Raw genomic sequence first — 16,490 nt, 5'->3', positions numbered from 1 at the left:
CGCTTTCAATATTAGGAATACCTTAAGAAGCTTAAGCTTCGTTTCAGGCCGCCGGATTCCCGAAGCGAAACGGCCGCAGCTCCGGCCAGCACTGGCCCTGCGGGGCAGCGGGGGAAACAGCACGCCCCCTGTTTTGGCTACTTTTCTGCTTACTTAACCGCAGCGGCTGGCATGAAAAGTGCATCTTTCTGGCATTACCCCTATTAATGACTACACTTAATCTGAAGATGTTCTCAGTGAGTCAGTATTGTCAGCAACGCGTTTGCACGTTTGAGGAGAGTGACCTATCTATTCACCCAGCTTTGCCCCTCAATCACCGCTTTATCAGAATTTCCCGCTTGCTGACCTGACTGCGTCAGGACATTCTTGTTTCAACTCAATGTTTTATTAAATCTGATTTTCAGGAGAAGTGACGTGACCCAGGTGGAAGAGACACATCCCACGTATCCGGCATTACGCAGCGGACAGTACGCCTTCTTTTTTGATGTCGACGGCACGCTGGCAGCGATACAGTCCCGTCCCGAAGCGGTATTCATTCCTCAGCAGGTCATCGCACAACTGCAACAGCTTTCTGACCATTGTCAGGGTGCCCTCGCGCTGGTTTCCGGCAGACCCATTGCACAGCTTGATGCGCTGGCCGCGCCCTGGCACGGACCCGCTGCGGGCGTCCATGGTGCAGAGCGCCGCAATGCGCAGGGTGAGCTGCATCGCATCAGCCTGCCTGCCGAGGTCGAGCAGGCGCTCAGGCAGGAACTGCAGGATGCCATGGCAGGCTGGCCTGGTACGCAGCTGGAGGTGAAAGGCATGGCCTTTGCACTCCACTATCGCCAGGCGATGCAGCATGAGCAGGATGTGATGCGTCTGGCCGAACAGTCCGTGAAGCGTTTTCCCGGACTGGCACTGCAGCCGGGGAAATGTGTCGTTGAAATTAAACCGGCAGGCATCGATAAGGGCGCAGCGATCAGCGACCTTATGCAGCAGGCCCCGTTTGCCGGACGTACCCCCGTTTTTATCGGTGACGATTTGACCGACGAGAAGGGCTTTGTGGCGGTTAACGCGCAGCAGGGCATCTCGATTAAGGTCGGTGAAGGTTCCAGTCAGGCCCATTATCGGCTTACTGATGTCGATGCGGTTTACGGCTGGCTGGAAAAAACATTATTACTATTAGAGCAAGACAACGTCGGTAAGGAGTTTAGGTTATGAGTCGTTTAGTGGTTGTATCTAACCGTGTCGCCATGCCAGATGGGTCTAAAACCAGTGCAGGCGGTTTGGCCGTCGGCATCCTCGATGCCCTGAAAAGCACGGGTGGATTGTGGTTTGGCTGGAACGGTGAAATCAGCGAGTTTTCTGGTGAAGAAGAGGAGCAGGTCAGCGTTCAGGAACATGAGGGTATTGAGTATGCCTCCTTCCCGCTCAACCAGAACGAATATGATCTCTACTATTGCCAGTTCTCCAATACCGTCATCTGGCCCGCTTTCCATTATCGTCTCGATTTGGTGCAGTTCCAGCGTGAAGCCTGGGAAGGGTATTGTGACGTAAACGATATGGTTGCGCAGCGTCTGAAACCGCTGATTAAGCCTGATGATATTGTCTGGATCCACGATTATCACTTTTTACCGTTTGCCGCCGCGCTGCGCCGCGCGGGCATTAATAACCGCATTGGTTTCTTCCTGCATATTCCGTTCCCGACCCCGGAAATATTCAATGCCCTGCCGCCGCATAAAGAGCTGCTGGAGATGCTGTGCGAGTATGATCTGCTCGGCTTCCAGACCGAATCTGACCGCGTGGCCTTCCTCGACAGCGTCAGCCAGCTAACGCAGTTGCAGAATAAGGGCGATAAAAAGCACCGCGCCTTTGGCAATACCTTTATGACTGAGGTTTACCCTATCGGGATTGAGCCGGACAGTATTAAAGAGATGGCCGAAGGACCTCTGCCGCCTAAGATGGCGGCGATGAAAAAAGAGCTGGGCGATGCGCGCAACATTATCGCCTGTGAGCGTCTCGACTATTCCAAAGGTCTGCCGGAGCGTTTTCTGGCTTATGAAGCGCTGCTGGAGAACTTCCCGCAGCATCGCGGCAAAATCCGCTACTCGCAGATTGCACCGACTTCGCGCGGCGATGTGCAGGCGTATCAGGATATCCGTCATCAGCTGGAGACCGAAGCCGGGCGTATCAACGGTAAGTACGGTACGCTGGGCTGGACCCCGCTTTACTACCTTAACCAGCATTTTGACCGTCGCCTGCTGATGAAAATCTTCCGCCTGACCGACGTCGGCCTGGTCACGCCGCTGCGTGACGGGATGAACCTGGTCGCTAAAGAGTATGTCGCCGCCCAGGACCCGGACGATCCCGGCGTTCTGGTGCTCTCCCGCTTTGCCGGGGCCGCCAACGAGCTGACCTCAGCGTTAATAGTGAACCCTTATGATCGCGATGAAGTGGCGGCGGCACTGGATAAAGCGATTACCATGCCGCGGACGGAAAGGATTTCGCGCTACAACGACATGATGGCGGTATTGCGTAAGAACGATATTACCGCCTGGCGTGAAAACTTCCTGAAAGACCTGGAAGCCATTTCCCCGCGCAGCGCTGACCACGGCACTGATAATAAGGTCGCGACCTTCCCGAAACTCGCCTGACCTCGTTAACAACGGCGGCGATATCCCTGCGATATCGCCGCCGTTTTTCGTCCCACCGCTTTTCAAACCTTTCTGCAAGCACCACAACTTGTCTGATACGCCGTTTTCGGCGCATTTCGTCTGGCAGGCCGATCAGGGCGTGAGGCTGGCCCGATAAATGCAAACCACGCAGAAATCCCGCGCTGTGGGGCTTATCCGCTTTCTTTACCTTTTTAACTCAAGTTTTAGCCCGACGTGCCGATACTCATAGTGCCATCGTATGCGTACCCCTCAACTCATTCGGCTTTCTTATGTAAACCCTTGTTACATCAGGTGCCGGTTCCTTAGCGACCCCTTGTCACTGTTAACGCCAGGTTGTCAGAAGGCCTTCTCACAGCCGTTATACCCTGACGATTTATTTATATACCCGCAGCGTTGCTCCCCTTAAGTAACTAATTTCACAGCAAATACCCGCCCTGTATTTCAGCATAAAATGCTGATTACTCATCTTTAAATGGTTCTAAATAGGGTGTTAAAACGATTAACACCCATTATTCATTCCGGACTGCGCAAACCGTCGATTAACGCTGCTTTTACCCCCTATTAAACCTTTCTCAGGACAAATTGGACTTAAAATCGCTCTTTTTTGTTCAAAAAATGACCACTCGATAAGCAATGGTAAAGGTTTGTTGAAGAAATTTGCCTTAAAAGTGTGATCTGCGTCACACTTTATCTAAAATTTCTCCTGGCTGTCGTTGTAACCCGAAATCAGACGATATAGATTTGCGTTGTTTTCGGAATAGTCCTAAAAAAAGTAAGAAGGCGTCACGGAAGATGTCCGGAACTCGAAAATAAAATGGCATGGATTTTCGACCTTCGGTGGGTCTGAAACTCACAAAAAACAGAAGGCGAAAAACAGTGACATCAAATTTATGTGAAATTTTTTTGCCATCTTTTGATTTATCAAACAGCAGCTCGAACCGCAGATCTTATTCTGCGATACAGTTACGTCGCATCTCTCAGGATGGAAAATAATGGGCACCTCTGAAGTACTGAAACATATTTACGATCTCAACTTGTCTTATTTACTGCTTGCGCAGCGTTTAATTAACCAGGATAAAGCTTCTGCAATGTTTCGCCTCGGCATTGACGAAAAAATGGCGAATGCATTATCAGAATTAACATTGCCTGAAATGGTAAAAATGGCGGAAACCAATCAGCTGGTTTGCCAGTTTCGTTTTACCGACAGCAGCACGATTAATCGCCTGACGCAGGAATCCCGCGTGGATGATTTACAGCAGATTCATACCGGCATTTTATTATCCAGCCGTTTACTGCGTAATGCGTCTAAAGAAGATCTGCCTGCTAAAAAGAGAGCAATGTCATGAGTGAGAAAAGTATTGTTCAGGAAGCGCGTGACATTCAGCTCGCAATGGAGTTGATCTCGTTAGGTGCACGCTTACAGATGTTAGAGAGCGAAACCCAGCTGAGCCGGGGTCGCCTGATCAAGCTCTATAAAGAACTGCGTGGCAGCCCGCCGCCAAAAGGCATGCTGCCGTTCTCCACGGACTGGTTCATGACCTGGGAGCAGAACATCCACGCTTCCATGTTCTGTAACGCCTGGAAATTTTTGCTGAAAACCGGCCTGTGCAGTGGCGTCGATGCCGTCATCAAAGCCTACCGGTTATACCTTGAGCAGTGTCCGCAATCGGACGAGGGCCCGCTGTTGGCGCTGACCCGCGCCTGGACCCTGGTCCGATTTGTTGAAAGTGGCATGCTGGAACTGGCTGACTGCAAATGCTGCAATGGCAGCTTTATTAACCATGCACATCAGCCGGTTGGTAGCTTTACCTGCAGCCTGTGCCAGCCACCATCACGTGCCGTAAAAAGACGTAAACTTTCTGCAGAATCTGCCGATATGTTTCCACAACTGCTGGATGAACAGGTTAAACACGCCGTTTAAGTTTGTTCGCACTGTGGAAGCCATCCAGCAGCGGTTAATACCGCTGCTTTTTTTTTGCTTCCGGTTTGAGAATAACGCCTGCGGCTCTCTGGCTTAACTTCCACCAACACGTTACGGACGTAAGGATTTTTTGTGCTGATAATTATAGGTTACCTGGTTGTTTTAGGCTCCGTGTTGGGCGGATATGCACTGGTCGGTGGCCATCTGGGCGCGCTTTATCAGCCAGCCGAATTATTAATGATCGGCGGCGCGGGTGCCGGTGCTTTTTTAGTCGGCAACAACGGCAAGTCGATTAAAAAGACCATGAAAGCGCTGCCGTTGTTATTTCGCGGCTCAAAGTACAACAAAGCGGTTTACATGGATCTGATGGCGCTGCTTTATCGTCTGATGGCCAAATCGCGTCAGCAGGGCATGTTATCGCTGGAACGCGATATCGAAGATCCCAGCCAGAGTGAAATTTTTGCTAATTATCCGCGCATTCTTGCCGATAAACAGTTAGTCGATTTCATTACTGACTATCTGCGTCTGATGGTCAGCGGCAACATGAACGCCTTTGAAATTGAGGCGTTAATGGATGAAGAGATTGAGACTTACGAACATGAGTGTGACGTACCAGCGCAGAGTATAGCGGCGGTGGGTGACGGACTGCCGGCATTCGGCATCGTGGCAGCGGTCATGGGCGTGGTGCACGCACTGGCGTCAGCCGACCGTCCGGCGGCGGAACTGGGTGCACTGGTGGCCCATGCGATGGTGGGAACCTTCCTGGGCATTTTGCTGGCCTACGGATTTATCTCTCCGCTGTCATCCGTTCTGCGTCAGAAGTGTGCGGAAACCACCAAGATGATGCAGTGCATCAAGGTGACGCTGCTGTCGAGCCTGAACGGTTATGCCCCGCAGATTGCGGTGGAGTTTGGTCGTAAAACGCTCTATTCCGCCGAGCGCCCGTCGTTCAGCGAACTGGAAGAGCATGTGCGTAACGCTAAGAACCCGGCTAAACAGACTTCGGACGAGGCTTCATGAAACACGGCAATCGCCCAATTGTGCTGATCAAAAAGCGCAAACATAAAGGCCATGAAGGCAGCCACGGTTCGTGGAAGATTGCCTACGCCGACTTTATGACGGCGATGATGGCCTTTTTTATGGTGATGTGGCTGCTGTCGATCGCAAACCCGCAGCAGCTGGTGCAGATAGCAGACTACTTTAAAACGCCACTGAAGGTGGCGATCACCGGCGGGCAGCGCAGCAGCGACAGCGAAAGCCCGATCCCCGGCGGCGGGGATGATCCGACGAAAAAGATCGGCGAAGTGAACAAAAAGGTCGATATGGATGCGCAGAAACGTCAGCTGGATGAGATCCGTCTCAACCGGCTGCGGGAGAAGCTCGATCAGATGATTGAGGCCGATCCGCGTCTGAAAACGCTGCGTCCGCATCTGATTATTAACATGGTGGAAGAGGGGCTGCGTATTCAGATTATCGACAGCCAGAATCGCCCGATGTTTAAGACCGGCAGTGCCGAGGTGGAGCCTTATATGCGCGACATTCTGCGTGCGATAGCGCCGATCCTCAATGACATCCCGAACCGCATCAGCCTGGCCGGACATACCGATGACTTCCAGTATGCCGGCGGCGACAAAGGCTACAGCAACTGGGAACTCTCGACCGACCGCGCTAACGCCTCCCGCCGTGAACTGGTGATGGGTGGCCTGGACAGCGGCAAAGTTTTGCGGGTGTTGGGTATGGCCGACACCATGCGCCTGAAAAATCGCGGCGGGAATGATGCAGTGAACCGCCGCATCAGCCTGCTGGTGTTGAACCATGACACCGAAGCGGCAATAGAAAAAGAGAACGCAGAAAGTGATGCCGTCCAGATCAGCGATCCGGCGGCCATTGAAAAAATTACCGCACCGCCAGCACCCCAGGGCAGCGCGGTGAATACAGCAGCCCCCTCACAGCCGAGGTGATTCCCGTGAGTATGGACATCAGCGATTTTTACCAGACGTTTTTTGATGAAGCCGATGAGCTATTAGCGGATATGGAACAACACCTGCTGGGCCTTGACCCGCAGGAGCCAGATTCTGAACAGCTCAACGCCATCTTCCGTGCCGCTCACTCCATAAAGGGTGGGGCCGGAACCTTTGGTTTTACGGTATTACAGGAAACGACTCACATCCTGGAAAACATTCTGGATGGTGCTCGTCGCGGCGAGATGCAGCTCAGCACCGACATCATCAACCTGTTTTTGGAAACCAAAGATATTATGCAGGAACAGCTCGATGCATATAAAACCGCGCAGGAGCCGAACGCGGAAAGCTTCAAATATATTTGTGAAGCACTGCGCCAGCTGGCGCTGGAGGCTAAAGGTCTGCCGGCAGAACTGCCGGTCAGCGTGGTGCCTGTCAGTGAAGAACCTGTCAGCACCAGCAGCAGTGGCCTGCGTGTTCAGCTGATCGACCTCAAAGAGAAAGAAGTCGATCTGATGCTGGAAGAGATGGGCAACCTCGGCACCCTGACCAACGTGCAGAAAGGCAGCACCACGCTGGATGTCTGCATCGATGGCGTGGGCAAAGATGACATCGTGGCGGTGCTCTGCTTCGTCATCGACGAAGCACAGATCCGCTTCCCGGAGGCGGACGACGCCGTTGCCGCACCGGTGGCGGCGGTTGCCGCGCCCGTGGTGGAAGAAGTCCACACGGCCAGCGTCACCGAACTGCCGGTGGCACCAGCGAAGCGTGAAAGCAAGCGCGCCGCGGCCCCGGCCAAATCAAGCGAATCCACCAGTATCCGCGTGGCGGTAGAGAAGGTTGATCAGCTGATCAACCTGGTGGGGGAGCTGGTGATCACCCAGTCCATGCTGGCGCAGCGTTCCGGCGAGCTGGACCCGGTCGCGCATGGCGACCTGCTGAACAGCATGGGTCAGCTGGAGCGTAATGCCCGCGATCTGCAGGAATCGGTGATGTCGATTCGTATGATGCCAATGGAATATGTCTTCAGCCGCTTCCCGCGTCTGGTGCGTGACCTGGCCAGCAAGCTCGGCAAAGAGGTTGAACTGACCCTGCTGGGCAGCTCGACCGAACTCGATAAGAGCCTGATTGAGCGCATCATCGACCCGTTAACGCACCTGGTGCGTAACAGCCTGGACCACGGTATCGAAACGCCTGAGAAACGCGTGGCGGCTGGCAAGGTTGCGACCGGTAACCTGACGCTCTCCGCGGAACACCAGGGCGGCAACATCTGTATCGAAGTCTCCGACGATGGTGCCGGCCTTAACCGTGAACGTATTCTGGCTAAAGCGCTCTCATCCGGCCTGCCGGTCAGCGAGAACATGAGTGATGAAGAGGTCGGCATGCTGATCTTTGCGCCAGGCTTCTCCACCGCAGAGCAGGTGACAGATGTTTCCGGACGCGGCGTCGGTATGGACGTGGTGAAACGAAATATTCAGGAGATGGGCGGTCACGTCGAAATCGCCTCGAAGCAGGGCAAAGGCACCACCATTCGCATCCTGCTGCCTCTGACGCTGGCCATCCTCGACGGCATGTCCGTTCGTGTGGCTGACGAAGTCTTCATTCTGCCGCTGAATGCGGTGATGGAGTCGCTGCAACCACGCGCCGAAGAGCTGAAGCCGCTGGCGGGTGGCGAGTGCGTTCTGGAAGTGCGTGGCGAATATCTGCCGCTGGTTGAACTGTGGAACGTCTTTGATGTGCAGGGCGCGAAAACGGAAGCCACGCAGGGCATCGTCGTGATCCTGCAGAGCGCGGGCAAACGCTATGCGCTGCTGGTCGATCAGCTGATTGGTCAGCATCAGGTGGTGGTGAAGAACCTGGAGAGCAACTATCGCAAGGTGCCGGGCATCTCTGCCGCGACCATTCTGGGTGACGGTAGCGTCGCGCTGATTGTCGATGTCTCCGCCCTGCAATCTCTGAACCGTGAAAAACGTGTGGCCGGCGCTGCCGCCTGATTGAAAACGAAAAGGTAAATAACATGAATGGAATGGCAACCGTGACAAAAATTGCTGGCGAAACCGTAGGTCAGGAGTTCCTGGTTTTCACGCTGGGCGACGAAGAGTACGGCATCGATATCCTTAAAGTGCAGGAGATCCGCGGTTACGATCAGGTTACCCGTATCGCAAACACCCCTGACTTTATCCGTGGTGTAACCAACCTGCGCGGCGTTATCGTGCCGATCATCGATCTGCGCGTGAAGTTTGCACAGCCCGATGTGGAGTACAATGACAACACCGTGGTCATCGTGCTGAATCTGGAAAACCGCGTGGTCGGCATTGTGGTTGACGGCGTCTCTGATGTGCTGTCGCTGACTCAGGATCAGATCCGTCCTTCCCCGGAGTTCGCGGTCACCATGTCTACCGAATACCTGACCGGTCTGGGTGCGCTCGGCGAGCGTATGCTGATTCTGGTCGACATCGAGAAGCTGCTGAGCAGCGACGAGATGGCGCTGGTCGATAACCTGCGCGCGTAATGTCTTTATCACGGGCCGGTCTTAACCGGCCCGTGATCATTCTCACCGGTAATTATCCCTTTCTGTTCAGATAATAAACACGTCTCCCCCTCTGATTTTTTGCCTCCTCCTGCCGATACTTCAGACGTCACCTCAAATCACTTACTTTTTTCAGGGTTAATCATGTTAACGAAAATCCGTGTTGTCACCAGTCTGTTGCTGGTGTTGCTGGTGTTTGGGCTTTTACAGGCCATCTCCGGTTCTGTTTTCTACTCCGCGCTGAGCCACGACAAGCAGAGTTTCGCGGTCTCCCAGCTGGCGGCCAAAAATACTGAGGCACTGAACGACGCCTATCTCAGCCTGAATCAGAGCCGGGTCCTGCTGACGCGTGTTCAGTTACGTTTCGCCACCAGCAAACTGGAGGGCAAAACTGCCGACGTCGCGGGGCTGTTTGAAGAGAGCAAAGGATTCCAGCAGTCGGCAGAGGGCTTTTACCGGCTGTTCAAAGAGATACCGGACACCCCGGGACAGAATCAGCAACTTAACAGCCAGCTCGACCAGCGCTACGCGGATTATGCCGGGGCGCTGGGTGCCATGCAGACGGCGCTGCAGGCGGGCGATCTCACCGCCGCCGGTAAAATTCCGGTCGCCCCCAGTCAGAGTGCCTTTTTAACCCTCTATCGTGAGTGGCGTGCCGATCAGAATCGCCTGGCTTCGCTGGGCGCAGAGGCGAACAGCACGGCCTACAGTCGGATGATGTGGATCCTGGGCACGATTCTGGTCGCCGTGCTGGCGGTGATTCTGCTCTGCTGGTCCGGACTGCGTAAAATCGTTCTGACGCCGCTGAACGAGAGCATCGATCACATCCGGCATATCGCCCGGGGTGATTTAACCCATACCATCGTCGTGGAAGGGCGCAACGAGATGACGCAGCTTGCCGCCAGTCTGCATGAGATGCAGCAGTCGCTGGTGCGTACCGTCAGCCAGGTGCGCGATGGCTCAGATGCGATTTTCACCGGTGCCAGTGAGATCTCCGCCGGGAATAATGATCTATCCGCCCGGACGGAACAGCAGGCCGCCTCACTGGAGCAGACCGCAGCCAGCATGGAGCAGCTGACCGCCACCGTGAAACAGAACGCCGAAAACGCCCGTCAGGCGTCACAGCTGGCGCTCAGTGCCTCGCAAACCGCAGAAAAAGGCGGCAGCGTGGTGGATGGCGTGGTGAAAACCATGAGTGAAATCGCCGGCAGCTCGAAGAAGATTGCCGACATCACCAGCGTGATTGATGGCATCGCTTTCCAGACCAACATTCTGGCGCTGAACGCCGCCGTGGAAGCGGCCCGCGCCGGTGAACAGGGACGCGGATTTGCGGTGGTGGCAGGGGAAGTGCGCAACCTGGCGCAGCGCAGCGCCCAGGCGGCCAAAGAGATCAAAGGGCTGATCGACGACTCGGTCAACCGGGTCAGCATTGGCTCACAGCTGGTCGGCACCGCCGGTGAAACCATGAACGATATCGTCAGTGCGGTGACCCGCGTCACCGACATCATGGGCGAAATCGCCTCGGCCTCTGATGAGCAGAGTCGGGGAATTGATCAGGTGGGGGAGGCGGTCACCGAAATGGATCGTGTCACCCAGCAGAACGCCTCGCTGGTAGAGGAGTCTGCGGCCGCGGCGGCCTCGCTGGAAGATCAGGCCAGCCGGTTAAGCCAGTCCGTATCGCTGTTTAAAATCAGACGCGACGCTGCCCCACAGACCCTGACGAAGCATGTGCCGATCGCCGCCCCCGTGACCGCGCTGCCGGTCTCACGCAAAGCCCTGACGGCACCGGTCAGTGACACCCACTGGGAAACCTTCTGACCGCTGACAGAACGCCACACGCCAGTGAAACGCACTGGCGATCCGTGCGATTTAACGCTGCGCATCCTGCGGGCTGCGCAGCGCCCTCCATGATTTTTCTGACTAAAGTCAAACTGATAGCCCCGCGCTGATAAAAATAATTACAAAAGCCATTTTCGGTCTTCAGGTGCCGAAAAGCGTTAATTAATCCCGCAATCACGCCGATATAGCCGCTGCACCTTAATCAACCTGCAGGGGAACGAGATGTTAAAAAAAATAAAAGTGGTGACCAGTTTAATCGCCGTACTGGTTATCTTTGGCGCGCTCCAGTTAATTTCTGGCAGCCTTTTCTGGTCCGCTCTGAACAATGACAAAGCGGCTTTTGCACTGTCGCAGGTCTCTAACCGCAACGTCACCTCGATGACGGATGCCTATATCTCTCTGAACAACAGCCGCACCACGCTCAACCGTGCGATGCTGCGGTTGCAGACCAGCATGGCGGCGCAGATGAACGGCGGTCAGCTGGATGATCTGATGAACCGCGCTAACAGTCAGTTAGCGGAAGCCGATCGCCATTTTAAAATCTATTACCATCTGCCGACCACGCCGGGTCTGGATGAGGCGATGAGCGACAAGCTTGAAGCCGATTATGCCAGTTACGAAAACGGCCTGAAAGCGATGGTAAAAAGTCTGCAGGCCCATGATCTGGAAGGGATGTTTAAACAGAACATCGAACAGAAACAGGTCACCATGCAAGATAGCTATGATAAATGGCGTGAACGTCAGACTGAGCTTTCCGATCAGGGCATGGCGCAGAACCAGCGTGCCTTCACCCAGATGATGTGGCTGCTGGGCACGATTGGCGTTACGGTCATTGCCGTGATCGTCGCCTGCTGGTTTGGCCTGCGTCAGGTGCTGATTCAGCCGCTGCACCAACTGCTGACCCAGATTCGTGCTATCGCGTCTGGCGATCTGACACAGCCGATTGTGGTTGATGGCCGCAACGAGATGAGCCAGCTGGCCGCAGGCATCCATGAGATGCAGCAGTCACTGGTGATGACGGTCGGCAATGTGCGCGACGGCTCTGATGCCATCTTTACCGGCGCCAGCGAAATCGCGGCCGGTAATAACGATCTGTCGGCCCGCACCGAAGAGCAGGCCGCCTCGCTGGAGCAGACCGCAGCCAGCATGGAACAGCTGACCGCCACCGTGAAGCAGAATGCGGACAACGCCCGCCAGGCCTCTCAGCTGGCGCTGACCGCCTCGGAAACCGCGCAGCAGGGCGGAAAAGTGGTCGATGGTGTCGTCAGCACCATGAAAGAGATCGCGGGCAGCTCGAAGAAAATTGCTGACATCATCAGCGTGATCGATGGCATCGCCTTCCAGACGAACATCCTGGCGCTGAACGCCGCCGTGGAAGCGGCGCGAGCCGGTGAACAGGGGCGCGGTTTTGCGGTCGTGGCCGGTGAAGTTCGCAGCCTGGCGCAGCGCAGCGCACAGGCCGCCAAAGAGATTAAAGGCCTGATCGAAGATTCCGTGACGCGCGTCAACAGTGGTTCACTGCAGGTGGAAAGCGCCGGTAGCACCATGAGCGAGATCGTCGGGGCGGTCACCCGCGTCACCGACATCATGGGCGAAATCGCCTCGGCATCGGATGAGCAGAGCCGTGGTATTGAGCAGGTCGGACAGGCGGTGACCGAGATGGATCGCGTCACGCAGCAGAACGCCTCCCTGGTTGAGGAGTCGGCCGCCGCGGCCGCCGCACTGGAGCAGCAGGCCAGCGTACTGATGCAGGCGGTCTCCGTTTTCAAAATCTCCCGCGCCTGATTTTCCTTCCTTTGACTCTGGTGACGGCGTAAAGCCGTCGCCATCCATAAAGTTCCCTCACGTTGCGCCGATAAACAAAACGAATCGCAACCAATGAGGTGTTTATGTTTAGTCGAGTACGCGTTGTTTCCGGCCTGCTGTGTGTGCTGGCGCTGTTTGCGCTGCTGCAGCTGTTTTCCGGCGGAATGTTCTTCAAAACTGTCAGTTCAGATAAAGATAACTTTGCCTACAACCAGCGTCTGAATACGCTGCAGCAGGCTATGGGCACCTCATGGGTTTCGCTTGTTCAGGCGCGCAACACCCTCAACCGCGCCGGAATTCGTTTTCTGCAGGATGCGCAGATGGCGGGATCGGGTGCCAGCGTGAAAGAGCTGGTGGCACTGGCGGGTGAAGAGCTGAAACAGGCGGAAATCAACTATCAGATCTTCAACGATAACCTGTCGGAAAAGGGCAAAACGGCCGAAAACGTCCTGGCACTGCAGGCGAACTACAAGGCCTATCACGATGCGCTGGCGGAGCTGATGGTCTTCTTCACCACCGGCAACTTCAAGGGTTTTGTTGATCAGCCAACCCAGAGCTATCAGGACAAGTTCCAGAAAGATTACACCGCCTGGCTTGAGTACAACCAGGTCCTGGCGAAGCAGGGTGTCGAAGCTAACCAGCAGGCCTATACCCGCTCAATCACCATCGTGGTGGCCACGCTGGCAGTCACGCTGCTGATGATTATCCTGGTCTGGAATGTGATGCGCTCGGTGCTGATCCGTCCGCTGCGTCAGAGCATGGAACATATCCAGCACATTGCGCGTGGCGATCTGACTCAGCCGATCGAGATTAGCGTGCGAAACGAAATCGGTGAGTTGCTGACCTCTCTGCAGCACATGCAGCAGGAGCTGGTGCGTACCGTACGTACCGTGCGTGATGGCTCTGACGCCATCTACACCGGTGCCAGCGAAATCGCTATCGGCAACAACGATCTCTCTTCGCGTACGGAAGAGCAGGCGGCCTCTCTGGAGCAGACCGCGGCCAGTATGGAGCAGCTGACGGCCACCGTGAAGCAGAACGCCGAAAACGCCCGTCAGGCGTCCAAGCTGGCGCTGACCGCCTCGGAAACCGCGCAGCAGGGCGGCAAAGTGGTGGATGGCGTGGTCACCACCATGAAAGAGATTGCGGGCAGCTCGAAGAAAATTGCCGATATCACCAGCGTCATCGACGGTATCGCCTTCCAGACCAACATTCTGGCGCTGAACGCGGCGGTTGAAGCCGCCCGTGCGGGTGAACAGGGACGCGGTTTTGCCGTGGTGGCTGGTGAAGTGCGTAGCCTGGCGCAGCGCAGCGCCCAGGCCGCAAGAGAGATCAAAGGCCTGATTGAAGATTCCGTGAGTCGCGTGAACACCGGCTCGGTGCTGGTAGAAAGCGCCGGTGACACCATGAGCAACATCGTCAGCGCGGTGACCCGCGTGACCGACATCATGGGTGAAATCGCCTCTGCGTCAGACGAGCAGAGCCGCGGTATCGACCAGGTTGGCCTGGCGGTTACCGAGATGGATCGCGTGACCCAGCAGAACGCCTCACTGGTCGAAGAGTCAGCGGCAGCCGCTGCGGCGCTCGAAGATCAGGCAAGTCACTTAAAACAGGCGGTTTCAGTGTTCAATATTGGTAAAGAATTTGTCGCTCAGGCCGTTAACAAGACAACGGCGACAAAAACCCTACAGCTTGATGCGCCGTTAGCCGTTGGCCGTCAGTCTGCTGCGCGCAGTGACGACAACTGGGAAACCTTTTAATCGCCCGTCGTCCGGCCGCCGTTTCGCGGCCGGACATCGCAGCAGAGTTAATGTATTCAGTTCGGGCCAGGTGCAGAGATGAAAAAATCGACGATATTAGATCAAAATGAGACGACAACGCTGCTGTCACAGATGGTGCAGCGCCTGCCGCTCTCCGATGCGCATTTTCGCCGTATCAGCCAGCTGATCTATCAGCGTGCCGGTATCGTACTGGCCGATCACAAGCGTGAGATGGTTTACAACCGTCTGGTTCGTCGTCTGCGCACGCTGAACATCGACGATTTTGGTCGCTACCTGGCGCTGCTGGAGTCCGACCCGAACAGTGCCGAGTGGCAGGCGTTTATTAACGCCCTGACGACTAACCTGACCGCGTTCTTCCGTGAAGCGCATCACTTCCCGATTCTGGCGGAGCATGCACGTAAGCGTCAGGGCAACTTCAGCGTCTGGAGCACCGCGGCGTCAACCGGCGAAGAACCCTATTCGATCGCCATGACGCTGGCCGAAACGCTGGGGACCGGACCCGGCAAATTTCAGGTTCACGCCAGCGATATCGACACCCAGGTACTGGAAAAAGCGGTCTCCGGCGTCTATCGCCAGGAGGAGCTGCGCACGCTGTCACCGGCGCAGATGCAGCGCTTCTTCCTGCGCGGAACCGGGCCGCATGCAGGCATGGTGCGGGCGCGCCCTGAGCTCAGTGGCCTGGTCACGTTCGCCCAGCTTAACCTGCTGGCTAACGAGTGGGCGCTGCCGGGGCCGTTTGACGCCATATTCTGTCGCAATGTGATGATCTATTTCGATAAAGAGACGCAGGAGAAGATTCTGCGTCGGTTTGTCCCGCTGCTGAAGCCGGGCGGCATTCTGTTCGCCGGTCACTCAGAGAACTTCAGTCAGATCAGTAAAGAGTTCTGGCTGCGCGGACAAACCGTCTATGGACTGACGAAGGAAAGATGATGAGCAAAATCACCGTGATGTGCGTAGATGACTCTGCGCTGATGCGGCAACTGATGACGGAAATCATCAACAGTCATCCGGATATGGAGATGGTCGCTACGGCGCCGGATCCGCTGGTCGCCCGCGATTTGATTAAGCAGTTCAATCCGCAGGTGCTGACGCTGGATGTGGAAATGCCGCGCATGGATGGTCTCGATTTCCTGGAAAAACTGATGCGGTTACGCCCGATGCCGGTCGTGATGGTCTCCTCGCTGACCGGAAAAGGCTCCGAGATTACGCTGCGGGCGCTGGAACTGGGGGCGGTCGATTTCGTCACCAAGCCCCAGCTCGGCATCCGCGAAGGGATGCTGGCTTACAGCCAGATGATTGGCGACAAGATCCGCGCCGCGGCCCGTGCCCGTCTGCATAACCGCGCCGCGATGCCGGCCCCGGTGACGCTGAAAGCAGGGCCGCTGCTGAGTAGTGAGAAACTGATTGCGATTGGCTCCTCTACCGGCGGCACCGAGGCGATCCGTCATGTGCTGCAGCCGTTACCGGCGACCAGCCCGGCGCTGCTGATTACCCAGCACATGCCACCAGGCTTTACCCGCTCCTTTGCCGAGCGTCTGAACAAGCTGTGTCAGATCACGGTGAAAGAGGCGGAAGATGGCGAGCGTATTCTGCCGGGTCACGCCTATATCGCGCCAGGCGCGATGCATATGGAGCTGGCCCGAAGCGGTGCCAACTATGTCGTGAAACTTAATGACGGCCCGCCGGTTAACCGGCACAAACCGTCGGTGGATGTGCTGTTCAAATCGGTGGCGATCAACGCCGGACGAAATGCGGTGGGGGTGATCCTCACCGGTATGGGCAACGACGGCGCCGCCGGGATGCTGGAGATGAACCGGGCGGGAGCCTGGACCATCGCGCAGAGCGAGGCCAGCTGTGTGGTATTTGGCATGCCGCGTGAGGCAATTGCCACAGGCGGTGTGAATGAAGTCGTGGATTTAAGCAACATCAGCCAGCACATGCTGGCGAAAATTAGCGCCGGACAGGCATTGCGTATTTAACAGGCCCGTCCTGCCG

Annotated in this window: 13 protein-coding genes; all 13 read left to right on the top strand. The window is 55.9% G+C overall.

Going from position 1 to position 16,490, the window contains the following annotated elements; all coding sequences use genetic code 11:
• Nucleotides 1-414: 414 nt before the first annotated feature.
• The 13 genes from otsB to HFD97_RS18075 all read left to right on the top strand — a co-directional run bounded on the left by otsB (nt 415) and on the right by HFD97_RS18075 (nt 16,474).
• Entirely contained in the window at nt 415-1,203 is a 789-nt protein-coding gene (otsB, locus tag HFD97_RS18135) for a trehalose-phosphatase (protein WP_009089658.1), read from the top strand.
• Entirely contained in the window at nt 1,200-2,636 is a 1,437-nt protein-coding gene (gene otsA, locus HFD97_RS18130; protein ID WP_009089660.1) for an alpha,alpha-trehalose-phosphate synthase, read from the top strand. Before otsB ends, otsA begins: the two co-directional genes overlap by 4 nt.
• A gap of 1,013 nt (nt 2,637-3,649) precedes the next feature.
• The gene (flhD, locus tag HFD97_RS18125; protein ID WP_009089661.1) at nt 3,650-4,003 is read left to right on the top strand and encodes a flagellar transcriptional regulator FlhD; all 354 of its coding nucleotides are present in this window, start codon (nt 3,650-3,652) and stop codon (nt 4,001-4,003) included.
• Nucleotides 4,000-4,578, top strand: coding sequence for a flagellar transcriptional regulator FlhC (gene flhC / locus HFD97_RS18120; RefSeq protein ID WP_009089663.1), 579 nt, complete (start codon nt 4,000-4,002; stop codon nt 4,576-4,578). Before flhD ends, flhC begins: the two co-directional genes overlap by 4 nt.
• 132 nt (nt 4,579-4,710) lie before the next feature.
• A complete protein-coding gene (gene motA, locus HFD97_RS18115; RefSeq protein WP_009089665.1) occupies nt 4,711-5,598 on the top strand; it encodes a flagellar motor stator protein MotA in 888 nt (295 codons plus the stop codon).
• Entirely contained in the window at nt 5,595-6,539 is a 945-nt protein-coding gene (gene motB, locus HFD97_RS18110) for a flagellar motor protein MotB (RefSeq protein WP_009089667.1), read from the top strand. Before motA ends, motB begins: the two co-directional genes overlap by 4 nt.
• An 11-nt stretch (nt 6,540-6,550) precedes the next feature.
• Nucleotides 6,551-8,533 (top strand): chemotaxis protein CheA, encoded by a 1,983-nt coding sequence (gene cheA, locus HFD97_RS18105; RefSeq protein WP_181161907.1) that lies wholly within the window; start codon nt 6,551-6,553, stop codon nt 8,531-8,533.
• Nucleotides 8,534-8,556: 23 nt separating this feature from the next.
• On the top strand, nt 8,557-9,051 hold the full coding sequence (cheW, locus tag HFD97_RS18100; RefSeq protein ID WP_009089670.1) for a chemotaxis protein CheW: 495 nt from the start codon (nt 8,557-8,559) through the stop codon (nt 9,049-9,051).
• A gap of 162 nt (nt 9,052-9,213) precedes the next feature.
• Nucleotides 9,214-10,887: a methyl-accepting chemotaxis protein gene (locus HFD97_RS18095; RefSeq protein ID WP_167430723.1), complete on the top strand. Its 1,674-nt coding sequence runs from the start codon at nt 9,214-9,216 to the stop codon at nt 10,885-10,887.
• A 243-nt stretch (nt 10,888-11,130) separates the two neighbouring features.
• Nucleotides 11,131-12,693 (top strand): methyl-accepting chemotaxis protein, encoded by a 1,563-nt coding sequence (locus HFD97_RS18090; protein WP_167430724.1) that lies wholly within the window; start codon nt 11,131-11,133, stop codon nt 12,691-12,693.
• A gap of 104 nt (nt 12,694-12,797) precedes the next feature.
• Nucleotides 12,798-14,474 carry a methyl-accepting chemotaxis protein gene (locus HFD97_RS18085; RefSeq protein WP_046102009.1) on the top strand — a complete coding sequence of 559 codons (1,677 nt, stop codon included), beginning with the start codon at nt 12,798-12,800 and terminating at the stop codon, nt 14,472-14,474.
• Nucleotides 14,475-14,552: 78 nt separating this feature from the next.
• Nucleotides 14,553-15,425: a protein-glutamate O-methyltransferase CheR gene (gene cheR / locus HFD97_RS18080; protein ID WP_009089677.1), complete on the top strand. Its 873-nt coding sequence runs from the start codon at nt 14,553-14,555 to the stop codon at nt 15,423-15,425.
• Entirely contained in the window at nt 15,425-16,474 is a 1,050-nt protein-coding gene (locus HFD97_RS18075; protein ID WP_009089678.1) for a chemotaxis response regulator protein-glutamate methylesterase, read from the top strand. Before cheR ends, HFD97_RS18075 begins: the two co-directional genes overlap by 1 nt.
• Nucleotides 16,475-16,490: the final 16 nt, after the last annotated feature.

Source organism: Pantoea sp. EKM103V, assembly GCF_011800365.1.
In the GTDB taxonomy this organism is placed as follows: Bacteria; Pseudomonadota; Gammaproteobacteria; order Enterobacterales; family Enterobacteriaceae; genus Pantoea; species Pantoea anthophila.
This window is presented reverse-complemented; position numbering and strand designations above follow the sequence as displayed.